Source organism: Mycobacterium saskatchewanense, assembly GCF_010729105.1.
Classification (GTDB): domain Bacteria; phylum Actinomycetota; class Actinomycetes; order Mycobacteriales; family Mycobacteriaceae; genus Mycobacterium; species Mycobacterium saskatchewanense.
This window is the reverse complement of sequence record NZ_AP022573.1, coordinates 445,973-462,134: the sequence shown is the minus strand read 5'-3', so window position 1 is coordinate 462,134 and position 16,162 is coordinate 445,973. Positions and strand designations below refer to the sequence as shown.

General features: G+C 66.8%; 13 protein-coding genes. 1 reads left to right on the top strand and 12 read right to left on the bottom strand.

Annotated features, from left to right (window positions below):
* Positions 1-104: 104 nt before the first annotated feature.
* The 8 genes from G6N56_RS29375 to G6N56_RS02085 form a co-directional block, all read right to left on the bottom strand.
* Positions 105-1,739, bottom strand: a complete 1,635-nt coding sequence (locus G6N56_RS29375) for a PE family protein (RefSeq protein WP_085253810.1) — start codon at positions 1,737-1,739, stop codon at positions 105-107.
* Positions 1,740-1,922: 183 nt separating this feature from the next.
* A complete protein-coding gene (locus G6N56_RS02115) occupies positions 1,923-2,969 on the bottom strand; it encodes a PE family protein (protein WP_085253823.1) in 1,047 nt (348 codons plus the stop codon).
* A 191-nt stretch (positions 2,970-3,160) separates the two neighbouring features.
* Positions 3,161-4,717 carry a PE family protein gene (locus G6N56_RS02110; protein ID WP_085253809.1) on the bottom strand — a complete coding sequence of 519 codons (1,557 nt, stop codon included), beginning with the start codon at positions 4,715-4,717 and terminating at the stop codon, positions 3,161-3,163.
* 275 nt (positions 4,718-4,992) lie between these two features.
* Complete coding sequence (locus G6N56_RS29370; protein ID WP_085253808.1) at positions 4,993-6,660, bottom strand: PE family protein; 1,668 nt, start codon at positions 6,658-6,660, stop codon at positions 4,993-4,995.
* Between the two features lie 385 nt (positions 6,661-7,045).
* Positions 7,046-9,532 carry a phenylalanine--tRNA ligase subunit beta gene (gene pheT, locus G6N56_RS02100; RefSeq protein ID WP_085253807.1) on the bottom strand — a complete coding sequence of 829 codons (2,487 nt, stop codon included), beginning with the start codon at positions 9,530-9,532 and terminating at the stop codon, positions 7,046-7,048.
* Positions 9,532-10,575: a phenylalanine--tRNA ligase subunit alpha gene (gene pheS, locus G6N56_RS02095; protein ID WP_085253806.1), complete on the bottom strand. Its 1,044-nt coding sequence runs from the start codon at positions 10,573-10,575 to the stop codon at positions 9,532-9,534. Before pheS ends, pheT begins: the two co-directional genes overlap by 1 nt.
* 119 nt (positions 10,576-10,694) lie before the next feature.
* Positions 10,695-11,513 carry a rhomboid-like protein gene (locus G6N56_RS02090; RefSeq protein ID WP_085253822.1) on the bottom strand — a complete coding sequence of 273 codons (819 nt, stop codon included), beginning with the start codon at positions 11,511-11,513 and terminating at the stop codon, positions 10,695-10,697.
* Positions 11,514-11,522: 9 nt separating this feature from the next.
* The gene (locus G6N56_RS02085) at positions 11,523-12,452 is read right to left on the bottom strand and encodes an adenylate/guanylate cyclase domain-containing protein (RefSeq protein ID WP_085253805.1); all 930 of its coding nucleotides are present in this window, start codon (positions 12,450-12,452) and stop codon (positions 11,523-11,525) included.
* Between the two features lie 201 nt (positions 12,453-12,653).
* On the opposite strand from G6N56_RS02085, the gene G6N56_RS02080 reads away from it, so the two are divergent.
* Entirely contained in the window at positions 12,654-13,721 is a 1,068-nt protein-coding gene (locus G6N56_RS02080; RefSeq protein WP_085253804.1) for an oxygenase MpaB family protein, read from the top strand.
* Between the two features lie 23 nt (positions 13,722-13,744).
* On the opposite strand, the gene G6N56_RS02075 is transcribed toward G6N56_RS02080, so the two are convergent.
* The 4 genes from G6N56_RS02075 to infC form a co-directional block, all read right to left on the bottom strand.
* Positions 13,745-14,524: a TrmH family RNA methyltransferase gene (locus G6N56_RS02075; protein WP_085253803.1), complete on the bottom strand. Its 780-nt coding sequence runs from the start codon at positions 14,522-14,524 to the stop codon at positions 13,745-13,747.
* A 12-nt stretch (positions 14,525-14,536) separates the two neighbouring features.
* Positions 14,537-14,932 (bottom strand): 50S ribosomal protein L20, encoded by a 396-nt coding sequence (gene rplT, locus G6N56_RS02070; RefSeq protein WP_085253802.1) that lies wholly within the window; start codon positions 14,930-14,932, stop codon positions 14,537-14,539.
* Positions 14,933-15,011: 79 nt separating this feature from the next.
* Complete coding sequence (gene rpmI, locus G6N56_RS02065) at positions 15,012-15,206, bottom strand: 50S ribosomal protein L35 (RefSeq protein ID WP_085253801.1); 195 nt, start codon at positions 15,204-15,206, stop codon at positions 15,012-15,014.
* Positions 15,207-15,223: 17 nt separating this feature from the next.
* On the bottom strand, positions 15,224-15,832 hold the full coding sequence (infC, locus tag G6N56_RS02060) for a translation initiation factor IF-3 (RefSeq protein ID WP_085253800.1): 609 nt from the start codon (positions 15,830-15,832) through the stop codon (positions 15,224-15,226).
* Between the last annotated feature and the right edge of the window lie 330 nt (positions 15,833-16,162).

Sequence of the window (16,162 nt, the reverse complement as noted above, 5' to 3'; positions counted from 1 at the left end):
TCCGCTCGTACAGGCCGCGATTCCGCTCCGCGGCCGCCGGCATACAGAAAAACGAAGCCGACGGGCACCGGCCGAAGGAACGACACCGAAATACGGTCGTATGACTAGAAGGTGAAGAGCGGCAGTGAAAGCAGGGGCGGCGGCGACGCGGGGGCGCCGATGGCCTGGGCCAGCTGTTGCGGCGCGTAGTTGATGAGGAAGGGCAGGAGGCCGCTGAACGGCGTCGTGCCCGCCCCGATGTTCACGTTGACGGGGCCGACGGCATTGCCGGGCACCGACAGCGTGGCGGTCACCGGGTAGTAGCCCGGCGGATGCAGCAAGCCGTCGAGCGGGAAGTTGCCGACCACACTGAGGTCCGCTATCTCACCGAGGTTGATCCCTGACGCTCCGGTCACACTTGACAGGCTCAGGGCGTAGGGGAAGGTCACCTGGCCGTTGAGGAAACCGTTGGCGATGACGGCGGGCGCGTCGAACAGGGCGGCAAAGGCGCCCGCGGGGTTGCCGGCCTGTACCGCCGCCATGAATGCGGACGCGCTGGAACCCGCCGCCTCGAGGGCCGCGACCGGGGGGCCCAGTACGCTCGCACCGAAGACCAGGGGCAGCCCGACCGCGTTCTGGATACCCAGACTCGGCGGGGGGAGCAGCTGTGACACGACCAGTGCGGACGTGATGTTCGTATTGGTGAGCGTCGCAAAGACATTGGTGAAGTTGTGCGCAATTTCACCGGGTATCGCGGCGACGGGTGCGAAGTTACCCGATTGCAGGGCGGCCCCGATTGTCTGCGCATAGCCGATTTGGTTGGCGACGAACTGGCGCAGGAACGGGAAGGGATCGGCCAACCAACCGGCGCCGAGGCTCTGCAGGTTGGTCCAGGTGTTGTAGAAGAGCGCTTCGTACGGCCCCCACAAACCGGTGAAGTACGGGCCCGCGCCGACTTGCATGTTGACCAGACCCGGAAGCAGCGAATTCACCACGCCCGTCAGCGAATTCTCAAGCCCCGAAAGAGCGCCGGACAGGCCGGGCACGCCGGAGAGGAGCGAGCCCAGGTTGCCTCCGAGCGAGTTCAGGCCGCCAAGTAGCCCACCGCCCCCGGTCAGACCCCCGAGAAGCCCGGTCAGGCCGCTCGTTCCGCCGGTCAGACCGCCGAGGAGGCCACCGAGATCAGTCGCGCCAGTGGTCAGACCCCCGAGGAGCCCGGTGCCGGAACCCAGGCTGGCCAGAATGCCGCCGACGCCGCTGCTTCCGGTGAGGCCCGTGAGGAGGCCACCGACACCGCTTCCGCCACCGGTGAGGCTGCTGATCAATGCGCCCCCCGACGTGCCGCTCCCGCCAAGGAGTCCCCCGAGGAAGCCGCCCGAGGCGGCCGAGGTCGCCGCGCCGCCTGAGCCGAGAGACGCCGCACCGCCGAACAGCGCCTGCGCCGGAGCACTGACCGCATTGGCCAGCGCCTGCTCGGCGTTGGTGACCTCGGCGCTGAGGTAGGCACCGGCGCCGGCGTTCATCAAGTTGACGAATTCGGCGTGGAACGCCTGCGCTTGCGAGCTGAGCGCCTGGAACTCTTGTCCGAAACTGCCGAACATCGATGCGATCGCGGCCGATACCTCGTCCGCCGCGGCCGGCACGACCCCGGTCGTGGGGCCGACGACGCTGGCCGCAGCCTCGGCGAGTGCGTCCTGTATTCCTGCCAGATCCTGTGCCGCGCCTTGAACCAGCTCCGGCACCGCGACGACAAACGACATGTCAGTCCCCTTTGACTGAGTTACGGCGATTCATCTAATGGTCATCCAGGCGATACACGAGCCTAATAGGGATTTACTTGCGTGCGGACAAAATCCGGCGGTTTGCCGTCCACCAAGCGAAAAAAGCCGCGCAATGCGAAACGCGCGGGCGGACGCCAAGGTTCGGTTGGTTCCCCCGACGGGTCAGCCCGTCAATGCGGTTGCCAGCAACTGGGGCACGTAGTTCAGTAATGCCGGAACCAGGCCACCCACAGGAGGCCCCGTCACAGTGACGGTATTCATCAGGGGCAGACCGGGACCGGTCGCGGTGGCCGTCCAGGGCTGAAGAGGTGCGAAGAGTCCGGTGAAGGGAACGTTGGCCGTCAGCGACAATCCTGGTAGCGGCAGGTTCACCGCGACGGTCTCCTGCCCGTTGAGTAGTCCGTTGGCGATGTTGGCCGGGGCATCGATGAGTGCGATGGCCGCGCCGACCGGGTTGCCTGCCTGCACCGCGCTAAAGAACGCCGCGCTGCTGGCCGCCGCCGCGGACGCTGCGTTCACTTGTGCTCCCAACGCATCGAAGGCCAACAGGGTCGGCAGCCCGAATCCGACCGCGATCGATGCACCCGACGGACTCAAAGACGTGAGCGACACGGATATCGGCGTGGTCAGCTGCTGCGCCAGGTTCGCGTAGCCGAGGCCGCTCTGCCCGGTCACATTCAACAGCGACGACAGGTTTCCGCTGCCGAATGCCGCAGCGATCCGTTGCGGGACGCTGACTTGGGTGGCGAACGCCTGCAGCAGTGCCGGCTCCGTAACATTCACCCACGTGTTGCCGATGCCGCTCAGGTTGGCTGCGGTGTTGGCGAACAGGCTCTCATACGCGCCGAGGACCGCGCCGAGCGAGCCGCCGATGTCGGTTGGTGCGGCCGCAGCCGCGTTGACCGCGTTCGACACCGCCTGCTGGGCGCTCGCGGCCTCGGTGCTGAGGTAGGCGGCCGCGGACCCCGCCAACTGGTTGACGAATTGCCCATGAAAGGCCGCGGCTTGAGCGCAAAGCGCTTGATAGTCCTGACCCAACCCCCCGAACACCGACGCGATCGCGGCCGATACCTCGTCCTCGGCCGCTGCCACCACCGCCGTGTTGGGACCTGCGGCCGCCGCAGCGGCTTCGCTGAGCGCCGAATGAATACCCGCCAAGTCCTGGGCAGCGGTCGTCACCAGATCCGGAATTACAACCACAAAAGACATATTCATCTCCCATTGCTGTCCCGAAGCCGCCCGATAGACATCGGCCGAAATTAGCGTAAGGGCAATTCAGCCGAGCACGAGGGAAAATGGTCGATTCGTTATGTTGGTTGGGTCGCTTCGGCCTAGGCCAGCTCAGATGCGCGCAGCCCCTGTGCCGATGTAGTCATTCAAGAAGGCGCGATGGACTGGCGTCATAGTCGCCCGACAAGCATCTCGCCGGGAATTACGACCCCGCTTATCGCATCAGCGAGTTGCACGGACCCGCTATAGAGGCCCGGAATCAGGCCGCCGAACTCGGTTCCCGCGAGCGGAATCGTCGTCGGAATACCAGCAACGACGGCAGTCGCGTTGACCGGTTGGAGCGAAACCAGAAGTCCCCCAAGCGGAACGGTCGCCGTCAATGAGGACGTGAAGGGAATCGGTGACAAAGACGTAGGCAATTCGAGCGTCAACGACTGTTCCCCGTTGAGGAAGCCATTGGCAACAACCGCGGGCGCGTCGATGAGGGCAGCCGCGGCGCCCAGCGCGTTGCCGGTCTGTACCGCTTCGGCAAAAGCATTCGCACTGCTCGCAAACGCGCTCAACGTTGTAACCGGCGCGCCAATGGCATCAAGAGCCAGGGCTAAAGGCAATCCGACCGAGAATGACGGCGGTAAGAAAGAAAACGAGATATTGGAGTCGGTAAGGGTTCCGACCACATTGCTGAAGTTCAACGCGACATCACCCGGAACGGCGGCAATGGGCAACAGGTCGCCCAGCGCACCCAGTACTGTCACGGTCCCATTGGTGTTGAACTCGAGACCCGAGAAAAATAAGTTGGCGAATCCCTTGCCGATGTCGGTGACCGCCCCGGTCGCGTCGCCCGTCAAGAGGGCTTGAAACGCGGCCTGGAAAGAAGATGGCAGGGCAACCACCCCGGCTGCGAAGCCGGTGGCCGCGTGCTGGAAAGAAGTGGCGACCAATTGTCCGTAGGCGATTTGGTTGTCGATGAACTGGCGCAATAGGGGCGCAGGGTTGGCGGACCATAGACCGCTGACGGCTTGCAGGTTGGCGGCCGTGTTGTTGTAAAGCGTCTGATACGGTCCCGCGATGTCGGGCACGCCCGGGCTCGTCCCGGCATTGAATAACTGTGGCAGCAGCGCACTTTCGAGCGACTGAAGGGTTGCCGGCAGCCCTGGGATGCCCCCTAACACATTCGGCGGGGCCGCCCCGGATAGGAACGAGAGGGGGTTGCCACTCTCGAGGGCGCTCACCACGCCGTTGATGCTCGCGCCCACCGATCCACCGCCGAGACCGCCCAGGAGCGAACCCCCGATTGTCCCCCCGCCAACGATTGGATCGAGGAGGGCCGCGGGCTGCGCGGCAGCGGCACCGAGGGCGGCGCCGTTTGCTGCTGCCGCCGCGCCGGCCTGCCCGAGGATTCCCTGGACGGGTGCGCTCACCGCGTTCATCAGACTTTGCTGCGCGTTGGCGACGTCGCTGCCGAGGTATGCGCCGGCGCCCGCGTTCAGCAGGCCGACGAACTGGTCGTGGAAGGCCTGGGCCTGGTTGTTGAGAACCTGATATTCCTGGCCGAAGGTGCCGAACATTGCGGCGACCGCCGCCGATACCTGGTCCTGGGCCGCCGCGACGACTCCGGTGGTGGGTCCCGCGATCGACGAACTGGCCTCTGCTATCGCTTCCCGGATGTTCGCCAGGTTCTGCGCCGCTCCTTGCACTTCATCCGGCACCGCGAAGACGAACGACATATCGATCTCCCATCGGCCAATACGACGGTTACCGGATGTTCACCCAGGCCATGTGAGCGTAATCACACGTCGCGACGGACGGCGGGAAATTTGGAGAATTGTTATTTTCGCCGGTCAGGCGCCTCAGCGATCGACCTGCGAACGCACGCGCTGCTGCGCCTCGGGCTGAATTTGCAGCCGAACCACGGCCGCACAGTCGGACGATCGCACTAGTCGTGCTAGAGCCGACGCGGCGGGACGCCTGCTCACCCAAACGCCCCGCCCGCCAGCACCTACTACATGGTGGACATGATTGCCGCCGCCAGTTGAGGCCCGAAGCCGATCAGGCCGGGGATGATTCCACCGACTCCGGTCCCACCGAGAAGCGGCAGCGGCGTGTCGGTCCCCAGGATGTTGATCACGAGAGTCGGAAGGGTTAGGGGAGTGAGGATCCCGCCGAAGGGGATCTCGACAGCCGAGCTGAGACCACCGCCGAGGTCGGCCGACGGCAACAACAGGTTCGTGGTGCCGTTGAGGAAGGCGTTCGTGACGTTCGCCGGAGCGTCGAGGAATGCGGTCAACGCGCCCGTCAGGTCACCGGTTTGCAGCGCGCTTCCCAGCGCCACCGCGGTGGAGTTGAATGCGCTCAGCCCGTTGATCGGTCCACCGATACCATCCAAAATCAACTGCAGCGGCAGCCCGAAGTTGATGTTCAATGCATTCAGGTCAAGCGTGGTACCGAAATTCGTGAATGCCTCGACCAGGTTCGTTGCGTTCTGTGCCATCATGTGCGGGACCGTCCCAAGGGGCAGCAAGTCGGCGAAACTTTGCGCGATCTGGCCGGGGATGTTGAATATCGGCGCCAGGTCTCCCAGGGGTCCCAGCGGCGTCACGCTCATAATCCCGGACGGCAGCGTGGCCAGGCTGAATCCCGGAAGGAAAGCGGTCTCGAGGGCGGAACTGAGGGCGGAGAATGCGGATGAGGGGTCACCTGCCAGCAGGGCCTGGAAGGCTGTCGCCAGGCCCGCGGGCAGGGTCTGGATGCCGGTGACGAGGTCTTGTGCGGCACTTTGCAATCCGGTGGCGATGGTTTGGGCGTAGCCGATCTGGGTGTTGATCAGCTGCTGCACGAACGCACCGGGGTTGAAGTTGGCGATCTGTTGGATGCCGGCCTGGATCGCCGCCGGCAGGTTGGCCAGCTCGGTGGGCAGGTTCTGAATGCCGGTCGCAAGCTGGGTGGCGATCGTCTGACCGTAGAAGATCTGGTTGTTGACCAGCTGATGCAGGAACGGGAACGGGTTGGACACCAAGGTGTTCCCGATCGAACCCAGGTTGTTGACGGTGTTGGTGAACAGGGCCTGATACGGGCCGGCCACCGTGGCGCCAAACGAACTCAACCCGTCGAGCACCCCCGCAGCCCCACCGGTCTGCAGGCCCCCCACCGTGAGCTGCGCACCGGCGATCGCATTCGAAATCGCCTGCGCCCCACTCTGCAGCTCACCACCCACAAATGCCCCGATGCTGCCATTACCCAGCGCCGTCACCGCACCATTGACACCCACACCCAGGTTCCCGGCCAACTGCCCGAGGGCCGCCTGACCACCCGACACGACCCCACCCAAACTCTGCCCCACCCCACCAAGCACGCCGCCATCAAGACCACCCAGAATCGTCTGCGCGGCGTTGGCCGCTTCCGCGCTCCCATACGCCCCCGCACCGGCATTCATCAACGACACGAACTGCGCGTGAAACGACTGCGCCTGAGCACTCAGCGCCTGAAACTCCTGCCCGAAATTGCCGAACAGCGATGCGATCGCAACCGATACCTCGTCCTGCGCCGCCGCGACGATGCCCGTGGTAGGACTGGCCGCAGTCGCCGCGGCCTCCGCCAACGACGAACGAATACCCGCCAAACTCTGAGCTGCACTCTCAACCAGGTCCGGCGTTGCGATCACAAACGACATTTCCAACCTTTCCTCGCGCCGCTAAAGCGGTGACCGGCGGCCGCCACTATTCAACATGAGTACAATAAGGCCTCGCGCACGATTTGCGCGAGGCCCCCTCGTACTCCCCTAGCTCCCGGTTACCGACCGGGAACTTACCCCAGAGTAACCAAGACTGACATGAGCCTAATAACGAACCTCCAAAGAACAAAATGACCACGCGCGTTTTCACAGGTTTCGCTTAAGTCCGACGCACATCGCTATGTGTGGTGCAGACGGACCCCGGCCGTTTGCGCAACGGCAGGTGCGAATCCGGGACCTGTGCGAAGTCCGCGAGCGTAACGGGGTTGCGATTCTTGAGCCGTATTTTCGCAGTGCGGTTACGCTCGCGGCTCGGGACCGTCGCCTAGGCGCGCAGCTCGGCGCCGACCACTTCGGCGGCGCGTTGCACCGCAGCGTCGCGAGCGGCGCTGGCGTCGTCCTCGGTGAGGGTGCGGTCGGGCGCGCGGAACCGCAATGCGAACGTCAGCGACTTGCGGTGCTCCCCGATCTGCGGGCCGGTGAAGACGTCGAACAACTGGATGTCCTCGAGCAGTTCGCCGGCGCCCTCGCGAACCGCGTCGGCCACCGCCTGAGCCGGCACGTCCGCGGACACCACCAGGCTGACGTCCTGAAAGACGGCGGGGTATGGCGAGACCCGTGGCGCCGGAAGCAGATCGGTGAGAGGGATCGCGTCGAGGTTGAGCTCCATCGCGCACGTGTCTCTGGGCAGGCCAGAGCGTTCGATCACCGCGGGATGCAGTTGACCTGCGTGACCGACGGTGGTCTCGCCGACCAGCACTTCGGCGCACCGGCCGGGATGCCAGGGCAGGTATTGCGCCGCGCGGAGCTGCACCTCGACTCCGCTGGCACGGGCGACGATTCGCACCGCCTCGAACGCATCGGCGGCTTCGAAGCGGCGGCCGGGTCCCCACGGACCACGCCGTTCACTCAAGCCCGCCATTACCGCGGCGACGTGCTGGGGTTGCCGAGGCAAGGACGCGTCGAGCAGGGCGATCTCGTCGTCGGTCGGGCGGCGGTGCACGGGAATCAGCTCGACGCCCCCGGTTTCCTCGGTCGGCTGCACCACCTGCGCCAGCGAATACAGCGCGACGTCGACGAGGCCGCGGGATACGTTGCGTGTCAGCGCTTCCAACAAGGCGGGCAGCAGCGTGGTGGCCAGGTGCGGGCGGTCGGCTTCCAGCGGGTTGAGCACGTGAGTCGTGCGGCGTCGCGAGTCATCGGCGGGCAGGCCCCACAGCTCGAACACCCCGGCCGGCAAGAACGGAGTGGGCAGGATCTCGACGAACCCGGACTGGGCCAGCGACTTGCCGACGGCGCGGCGGCGCTTCTGCACCGCGGTGAGCCCCCGGCCCGCGGGCGCGGACGGCAGCACCGAAGGGATCGCCTCGAGCCCCTCCAGCCGCAGCACCTCCTCGACGAGGTCGGCTGGCTGCGACAAATCCGGTCGCCAGCTCGGCGGCGTCACGGTCAGCGTGTCACCCTCGCCGGCCACCAGGACCCCGATCTGCGCCAGCCGCTTGGCGGTCGTGCCCGGGGCGTACGCGATGCCGGCGAAGCGGTCCGGCAGGTCGGCGGCGATGCGGATCGGCGGAAAGGCCCAATCGTCACGCGGCGGGTCGCCCCGCCAGTCGGTGAGTTTGTCCGACACCGCTCCCCCGGCGATGTCGACGAGCAGTGTGGCACAACGGTTCAGCGCGGCCACCGAGATGGCCGGATCCACGCCACGCTCATACCGCCGGGCTGCCTCGCTGGGCAGGTGCAGCCTGCGCTGGGTGCGCGATACCGCAGCCGGGTCCCACACGGCGGCCTCCAGCAGCACGTCAGTGGAATCGGCGCGCACCTCGGTGCTCGCCGCCCCCATCACGCCGCCGATCGCGGCGGTCGCCGCGTCGTCGACGATGAGGACGTCGGCCGGATCGAGCTTGCGCTCGATGTCGTCGAGGGTGACGACGGTCTCGCCGGGCCGGGCGAACCGCACCTCGAGACCGCCGGTGATGCGGTTGGCGTCGTGGGCGTGCATGGGGTGGCCCAGTTCCAGCATCACGTAGTTCGTGACGTCCACTGCCGGCGACGTCGCCCGAATTCCGCAGAGCAGCAACCGGCGTTGCAACCACCATGGCGACACGGCGTCGGGGTCGATCCCGGTGACCGGCCGCAGGGAAAACCGGCGCACACCGGTGTCGGCGTGCACGGTCAGTGGCCAGGCTTCGCCGTCGGCCGGCAGGGGCTTGACGTCCGCAGGGTCGACGAAATTCAGGTCGTAGGCACAGGCGATCTCGCGCGCCAAGCCGCGCACCGACATGCAATACCCGCGATCGGGGGTGATCGCCAGGTGGAAGACGACGTCGTCGAGTCCGAGCACCGCGGCTGCATCCGCCCCGGGTTCGGCGGTCCCGGGCGGTAGCACCAAGATCCCCGAATGGTCTGCACCCAAGCCGAGTTCGGCCGCCGAGCAAATCATCCCGTCGGATTGACGCCCATAGGTCTTACGTGCGGCAATAGCGAATCCGCCAGGCAATATGGTCCCGGGTAGCGCCGCCACTATCAGATCGCCGACGGCGAAATTCGTCGCACCACAGATGATCTCGCGCTGCTCTTCCGCGCCGACGTCGACGAGGCAGGCGCGGATCGGCTTCTTGAAGCCGGTGAGCTCCTCGATGTCGGTGACGCGTCCCACCGTTAGCGGGCCGTCGACCGGGCCGAGGGTCTGGACCTCCTCGACTTCGTGGCCGATCCGCACGAGCGCCTGCTCGAGGTCCTTTGGTGCGACATCCCAATCCGGGGCGCCCGCCGCGACGACTTCCCGCAGCCAGCTGTACGGAACGCGCATCAGGCACCCACCCCGAACGGCAGCGAGAACCGGACGTCGCCCTCGACCATGTCGCGCATGTCCGGAATCCCGTTGCGGAACTGCAGGGTTCGCTCCAGGCCCATCCCGAACGCGAAGCCCGAGTAAACGTCCGGGTTGATCCCGGCCGCTCGCAACACATTCGGATGCACCATCCCGCAGCCGCCCCACTCCACCCAGTCGGCGCCGCCCTTCTTGTTGGCGAACCAGACGTCGACCTCGGCCGACGGCTCGGTGAACGGGAAGAAGTGCGGCCGGATCCGCGTGCGCGCGGAGGGCCCGAACTCGGCGCGCGCGAACGCGTCCAGCGTTCCCCGCAGGTGCGCCATCGACAGGCCGCGGTCCACCGCCAACCCTTCCACCTGGTGGAAGACCGGCGTGTGGGTGGCGTCGAGCTCGTCAGTACGGAACGTCCGGCCGATCGAGATGATGTAGACGGGCAATTCGTGCGCCAGCAGGGTGCGCACCTGCACCGGTGAGGTGTGCGTGCGCAGCAGTTGACGGGAATTCTCCGGCGCGATGTAGAAGGTGTCCTGTTCACTGCGCGCGGGGTGGTCGGCGGGAAAGTTGAGGGCGTCGAAGTTGAACTGCTCGGTTTCTACCTCCGGGCCCTCCGCAAGCTCCCATCCCATCGCGACGAAAGTATCGGCGATGTGCTCGGCCAAGATCGTGATTGGGTGCCGAGCCCCGGCCGGATGCCGCGTCGACGGCAGGGTGACGTCTATGCCTTCGGCGACCAGGACCGCTGCGTCGCGCTCGGCGCGCAGTGTGGCCAGCCGTTCGTCGTAACTGCGTTGGACCTCCGAGCGTGCGACGTTGACCCGCTTGCCGGCATCGGCGCGCTCGTCTTTCGGCAAGGCGCCCAGCGCTTGGCGCGCCAGGGCCAGCGGCGAGCGGTCGCCCAAATGCTCGGTTTTGACGCGCGCCAGGGCGTCAAGGTCCGCGGCCTGTTCGATGGCCTGCTGGGCGGCGGTGACGGCTCGGGCCAAGGCGTCGGGCGACAGGTCGACGGGTTGATCACCCACGCGGCGGCATTCTCCTTGCTGACGATTCTGGACGGCTCGACGTGCCGATCATAGTGACCCGCGGCGCGCCGCTGACCGCGCGCTTCATTTGGGTGGGCGCACCCGTCCGTCCGGACGGGTTAGCCGACGACGACCGCTTGGGGATTGGCCGGCGCGTCGTCTTCCGCAGGCAACTGTGGGCCCGCTTTGCGCGCTGCGACGAACTGGACGGTCGTGTAGGCGACCAGCGCGCCCAGCAGACCGAATACCGGCGCCGCGGCCATCGTGATCCAGTGGTGCGCTAGCACCAGGAATCCGAATCCCGAGGACGCCACGAGCATCAGGCGGCGCACCCATGTCCAGTGGATCGGTTGCTGGAATCTTGCCGATACCAGCACGCCCAACACCACGGCGACGGTATGACCGGCGTCGGTGAAGTCCCCACCGATGATGGCCGCCGCCAGCCCCGCCGACACCCACCAGCCGACCCAGGCCGCCCGCCAGCGCGGGGGAATCACCGCCGTCATCGCCCCGAGCACCGCGAGGGCGCCGTAGCTCATCCCCACGTCGCTGACCCGGGTAATGGACACCGGCAGCCAACCGACTTCGACCGCCGCGGCTAGCGCCGCGGCAACCAGCAGCGTGGCGCCGATGTGGCCGACGACGAACGCGATCATCAGCCGGATCGTGCGTAGGTGCAGCTCAGCGAGCGCGAGCAGGCACGTCAGGAAGGGCAGCCAGAAGTAGAGCGGGCCGGCGTCGACCACCAGGGCGCTGCCGATCAGGGTGCCCAGGTGGCCGTGCGCTAGGTTGTGCAGGTTCGTGCTGGCCCGCTCGACGATGACGTCGTGTGCGTGCGGACCCAACGCCAGGATGACGCAGCTGATGGCCAGAAGAACCGCGGCGTATGCCAGCGTGAACTGGACCCGGGCAAGCCGGGAAAATATGCCCCCCATCATTGCCATCCATTATGGCTGGGACTGTGTTTCGGCCGTGTCATCGGAGGCTGTCAACTCCCTATGAGTCTTGAGGCGGTAAATCGCCAGGTCCGCGGGAATGCCGGCGCTCTTGTGTGGGAACACCGGCTTGCGTGCACGCTTGGCGACGATGCCCATTGCGTCCAATTCGCTCTGCGATATCAGATCTAACGTCGAACTCGACACCATGATTCCACCCTTGGTGGCCCGTTCCATCACCCGCGCGGCGACGTTGACGTCAACACCGAGCCAGTCGGCGGCCAGTCGCTGCGGGCGCCCGGTGTGGATTCCGACCCGCATGCGGGGGGTGTAGCCGGCCACCTCGACCGATTTCAACGCCGCTTTGGCTTCCAGCACCGCACGCACGGCGACCGTCGGATCGCGGAACACCGCCATGATCCCGTCGCCCATCCGCTTGACGATGTGCCCACCGGCGTCGAGCAGGGGCGGTTCGACCGCGCGCGCCACCTGCCGCAGCAGCGAGAGGGCCGCCTCGTCACCCGCGTTCAGGGACCAGGTGGAGAACCCCACCAGATCGGTGAAAACGAGGGTGACCTCTGTGTTTGCCGGCCTTCGGGACACCGCTTCGGTAAGCGCCTGCCACACCTGCAACACGCCCAGACTGACTTCCCGTGACACCGCGTCGCGGTCCCCCAGCAGCCGGTCGGCGGCGCGCGCCGCGGCCCTCGGACCACCATCACCCGCGGTGGACAGCGGGTCCCCGAACTCCGGATCGCCCGGCAAGAGCCGCCGCGCGCGGCGCAGAAAGGCCACCGCGCCGGGGTTGTGGTTCCTGCCCTTCAACCACTGCGTCGCGGTGTGCACCGACGCGGGTGGCAGCCGGCGCGGGGTTGGCTGCGCCTGCGTTTGCACCGCGTCGTCGGGCTCGCCGGAATCCGGATCGCGACGCGCCACCTCCACCTTCGCCAGGTTAGGTGGTCTTCGCAGAGCCCGGCAATTACGGCCGGGCCCGATGTGTCACATCTCGCAGCAAAGGGCCTGATCACGGCGCCGCCACGCGCGGGTCGACGCCCGGTAACACTCTTCGCGCCGCGGCGCCGAAGTCGTAGACAACGTACGTTGTCAAAGTTATCGTGAGCTCAGTCACAGTAGGAGGCCGCGATGACTGCCACGGGGACTTATGGCACTCCTTCCGAGGATCCGCTCGGGCCCGATTCGCTCACGTGGAAGTACTTCGGGGACCTGCGCACCGGAATGATGGGGATCTGGATCGGCGCCATCCAGAACATGTATCCCGAGCTGGGCGCCGGCGTCGAGGAGCACTCGATCCTGCTTCGCGAGCCCCTGCAGCGGGTGGCACGGTCGGTGTACCCCATCATGGGCGTCGTCTACGACGGCGACCGGGCCGCCGAGACCGGCCGGCAGATCAAGAGCTACCACCACACGATCAAGGGGACGGACGCGACCGGGCGCCGCTATCACGCGCTCAACCCGGAAACCTTCTACTGGGCGCACGCCACCTTCTTCATGCTGATCATCAAGGTGGCCGAATACTTCTGTGGGGGCCTGACCGAGGCCGAGAAGCGGCAGCTGTTCGACGAACACGTGCGGTGGTACCGCATGTACGGCATGAGCATGCGGCCGGTGCCCGAGTCCTGGGAGGACTTCCGAAAGTACTGGGACCGGGTCTGCCGCGAGGAGCTGGAGATCAACCAAGCGACGCTCGACATCTTCCGGATCCGCATCCCCAAGCCCAGTTTCGTCCTCATGCCGACTCCGCTCTGGGATCAGTTGTTCAGGCCGCTGGTGGCCGGCCAGCGCTGGATCGCGGCGGGCCTATTCGACCCCGCGGTGCGCGAGAAGGCCGGAATGCGGTGGACCCTTGGTGACGAGGTCCTGCTGCGCCTATTCGGCAAGCTGGTCGAGCTGGCGTTCCTGGCCGTTCCCGACGAGATTCGGCTGCACCCGCGCGCCCTGGCCGCCTACCGCCGCGCGGAGGGGCGGGCCCCGGTCGACGCGCCGCTGGTCGAGGCTCCGGCGTTCATGGCACCCCCGCGCGACCGCCGCGGGCTGCCGATGCATTACTTTCCGCCGCGCCCACGTTCCGCGCTGGACCCGGCCCTCCAACCCGCGCGAGCCATCATGGAACGTGCCGGCTCGATCGTGCACACCACGCTCTCCCTGGCCGGATTGCGGCCGGCGAGGGGCCGCGGCAGAAACGCCGCTTGACGAGGCGTGCCGCCAAGGCCCGCTCAGCTCAGGATGCCCAGGGCCTGTGCGCTTTGGTAGAGGCAGATCGCCGCCGCCGCGGCCACGTTCAGGCTCTCGGCCCCGCCGGACATCGGAATGCGCACCCGATGGTCCGCAGCATCGGCGAGTTCCGCCGCCAAGCCGTGCGCCTCGGGACCCAGCACCCACGCCGTCGGCGCGGCGAGGTCGGCCGTGTCGAGGCGCGTCTCGCCGTCCACCGTGGTGGCCAGCACCTGCAGGCCGGCGGCGCGCACCGCGGCGACGGCCGCCGGGGCATCGGGCGCGGTGACCACGGGGATCGAGAAGATGCTGCCGGTCGAGGCGCGCAGGCACTTGCCGTTGTACGGGTCGACGCTGTGACCGCCCAGGATCACCGCGCCCGCCCCCATGGCGTCGGCGATCCGAATCAACGTGCCCGCGTTGCCCGGCTCGCTGATCTCGACGGCCACCACGATCAGCCGCGGCGACCCCGCCAGGACGTCCTGTAGGCGGGTCTCCGCCATGTCGCACACCGCTACCAGCCCCGTCGGGGTGACGGTATCGGAGAGGGCCTTGGCGGCCCGCTCGGTGACCGGATGGACGGGACACCGCAGCGTGGCCAGTAACGACGCCTGGCGCTCGGCCGCGAGCTCGGTGACGAACACCTCCCGGACCAGCCCCCGGGCGGAGGCGGCCTCGACCAGGTTCGGCCCTTCGGCGAGGAATTGTCGCGCCCGCCGACGGCCGACGTGACGATGCAGCTTGACCGCCGCCGCCACCCGGGCTGAGCGCTCGGTGAGCACGAACCCGCCGGGTTAGGCGGCCTCTCCGGAGTCCGACGGCGCGTTGACGTCCTCGGGCAGGGCGGCGCGGGCCACCTCGACGAGCGCGGTGAAAGCGGCCGGGTCGGTGATCGCGATGTCGGCGAGGTTCTTGCGGTCCACCTCGACGCCCGCGGCCTTGAGGCCCTGGATCAGCCGGTTGTAGGTGATGTCGTTGGCGCGGGCGGCCGCGTTGATCCGCGAGATCCACAACTTCCGGAACTCCCCCTTGCGCGCACGGCGGTCACGGAAGGCGTAGTTCAGTGAGTGCAGCTGCTGCTCTTTGGCTTTCCGGTACAGCCGGGACCGCTGGCCGCGATAGCCCTTCGAGGCCTTGAGGACGGTGCGCCTCTTCTTCTGGGCGTTGACTGCCCGCTTCACGCGTGCCATGGATGTTCCTACTCTCGTTCAGGCAGTGAATGGTTCTGCAAGTCTGGAGCCGGGACCGAACGGTCGTCCGGCGCGATGGTCAGCCGTTCAGCAACGACTTGACGCGCTTGGTGTCGTTGGCCGCCACGATCGTGCGGCCGGCCAGCCGCCGGGTCCGTTTGGTGGGCTTGTGCTCGAACAGGTGCCGCCGATTGGCTTTCTCGCGCGCGATCTTTCCGGTCCCGGTGCGGCGGAACCGCTTCGACGCGCCACTGTGGGTCTTGGCCTTGGGCATGTTTCCTCTAGTCCTCGTTAGTTCGATGAAGGTGTGCTGTCGCCGGCCGCATCGGCGTCGGTTGCCGGTTCGGCTCCCGGTCCCTCGGGATGCCGCGCCCTGGCGCGAGTCTTCGCGCCGCGATGCGGTGCCAGAACCATCGTCATGTTGCGGCCGTCCTGCTTGGCCGACGTCTCGACGAAGCCGTATTCGGCCACGTCCGCTCCGAGCCGCTGCAGCAGTCGATAGCCCAGCTCGGGCCGCGACTGCTCACGTCCGCGAAACATGATGGTGACCTTGACCTTCGACCCCGCTTCGAGGAAGCGGATGACGTGACCCTTCTTGGTCTCGTAGTCGTGATCATCGATCTTGGGGCGCAGCTTCTGTTCTTTGACGACGGTCTGTTGCTGGTTCCGGCGGGATTCGCGCGCCTTCTGCGCCGCCTCGTATTTGAACTTGCCGTAGTCCATGATCTTGCAGACCGGAGGTCTGGCGTTAGGGGCTACTTCGACAAGGTCGAGATCGGCGTCCGCGGCAACGCGCAGCGCGTCTTCGATGCGCACGATGCCTACCTGCTCCCCTCCCGGACCAATCAATCGGACTTCAGGTACGCGGATGCGCTCGTTGACGCGGGTCTCAGTGCTGATGGGGCCTCCCTTGTTGGGCTTCTGAGTCGTACTGCAATCGCCACCAGAGCCCGGCCCGTCCTAGATTCGGTGGAGACACCGCTCCACCAGCAAAAAAGCCCTGCATCAGCAGGGCCCAATGCCGACCGATCGCGGCCACGAGAGAAATCTCAGGCCGCCCGCGCTTGCCGCGGAACAGGCGTGCATGACGCCCGTGACCGGACCGTTTCGCCGTGAGTTGATCGTGGCTAGCGGTGGGAGTGGGACTCCACTTAACTATTCCTGGCCTTCGCCGGGATGGTCGCGGCCAACAGTTTAGCAGGCGTGAGGGGTCTTTCCGCACTTCGGCGA

Excerpts from the sequence above, each read along its gene's own strand:
- G6N56_RS29375 (WP_085253810.1), bottom strand. The coding sequence starts at position 1,739 with ATGTCGTTTGTCGTCGCGGTGCCGGAGCTGGTTCAAGGCGCGGCACAG.
- G6N56_RS29370 (WP_085253808.1), bottom strand. The coding sequence starts at position 6,660 with ATGTCGTTTGTGATCGCAACGCCGGACCTGGTTGAGAGTGCAGCTCAG.
- rpmI (WP_085253801.1), bottom strand. The coding sequence starts at position 15,206 with ATGCCCAAGGCCAAGACCCACAGTGGCGCGTCGAAGCGGTTCCGCCGC.
- G6N56_RS02080 (WP_085253804.1), top strand. The coding sequence starts at position 12,654 with ATGACTGCCACGGGGACTTATGGCACTCCTTCCGAGGATCCGCTCGGG.
- G6N56_RS02090 (WP_085253822.1), bottom strand. The coding sequence starts at position 11,513 with ATGATGGGGGGCATATTTTCCCGGCTTGCCCGGGTCCAGTTCACGCTG.
- pheT (WP_085253807.1), bottom strand. The coding sequence starts at position 9,532 with ATGCGCGTTCCGTACAGCTGGCTGCGGGAAGTCGTCGCGGCGGGCGCC.
- rplT (WP_085253802.1), bottom strand. The coding sequence starts at position 14,932 with ATGGCACGCGTGAAGCGGGCAGTCAACGCCCAGAAGAAGAGGCGCACC.
- G6N56_RS02115 (WP_085253823.1), bottom strand. The coding sequence starts at position 2,969 with ATGTCTTTTGTGGTTGTAATTCCGGATCTGGTGACGACCGCTGCCCAG.
- G6N56_RS02110 (WP_085253809.1), bottom strand. The coding sequence starts at position 4,717 with ATGTCGTTCGTCTTCGCGGTGCCGGATGAAGTGCAAGGAGCGGCGCAG.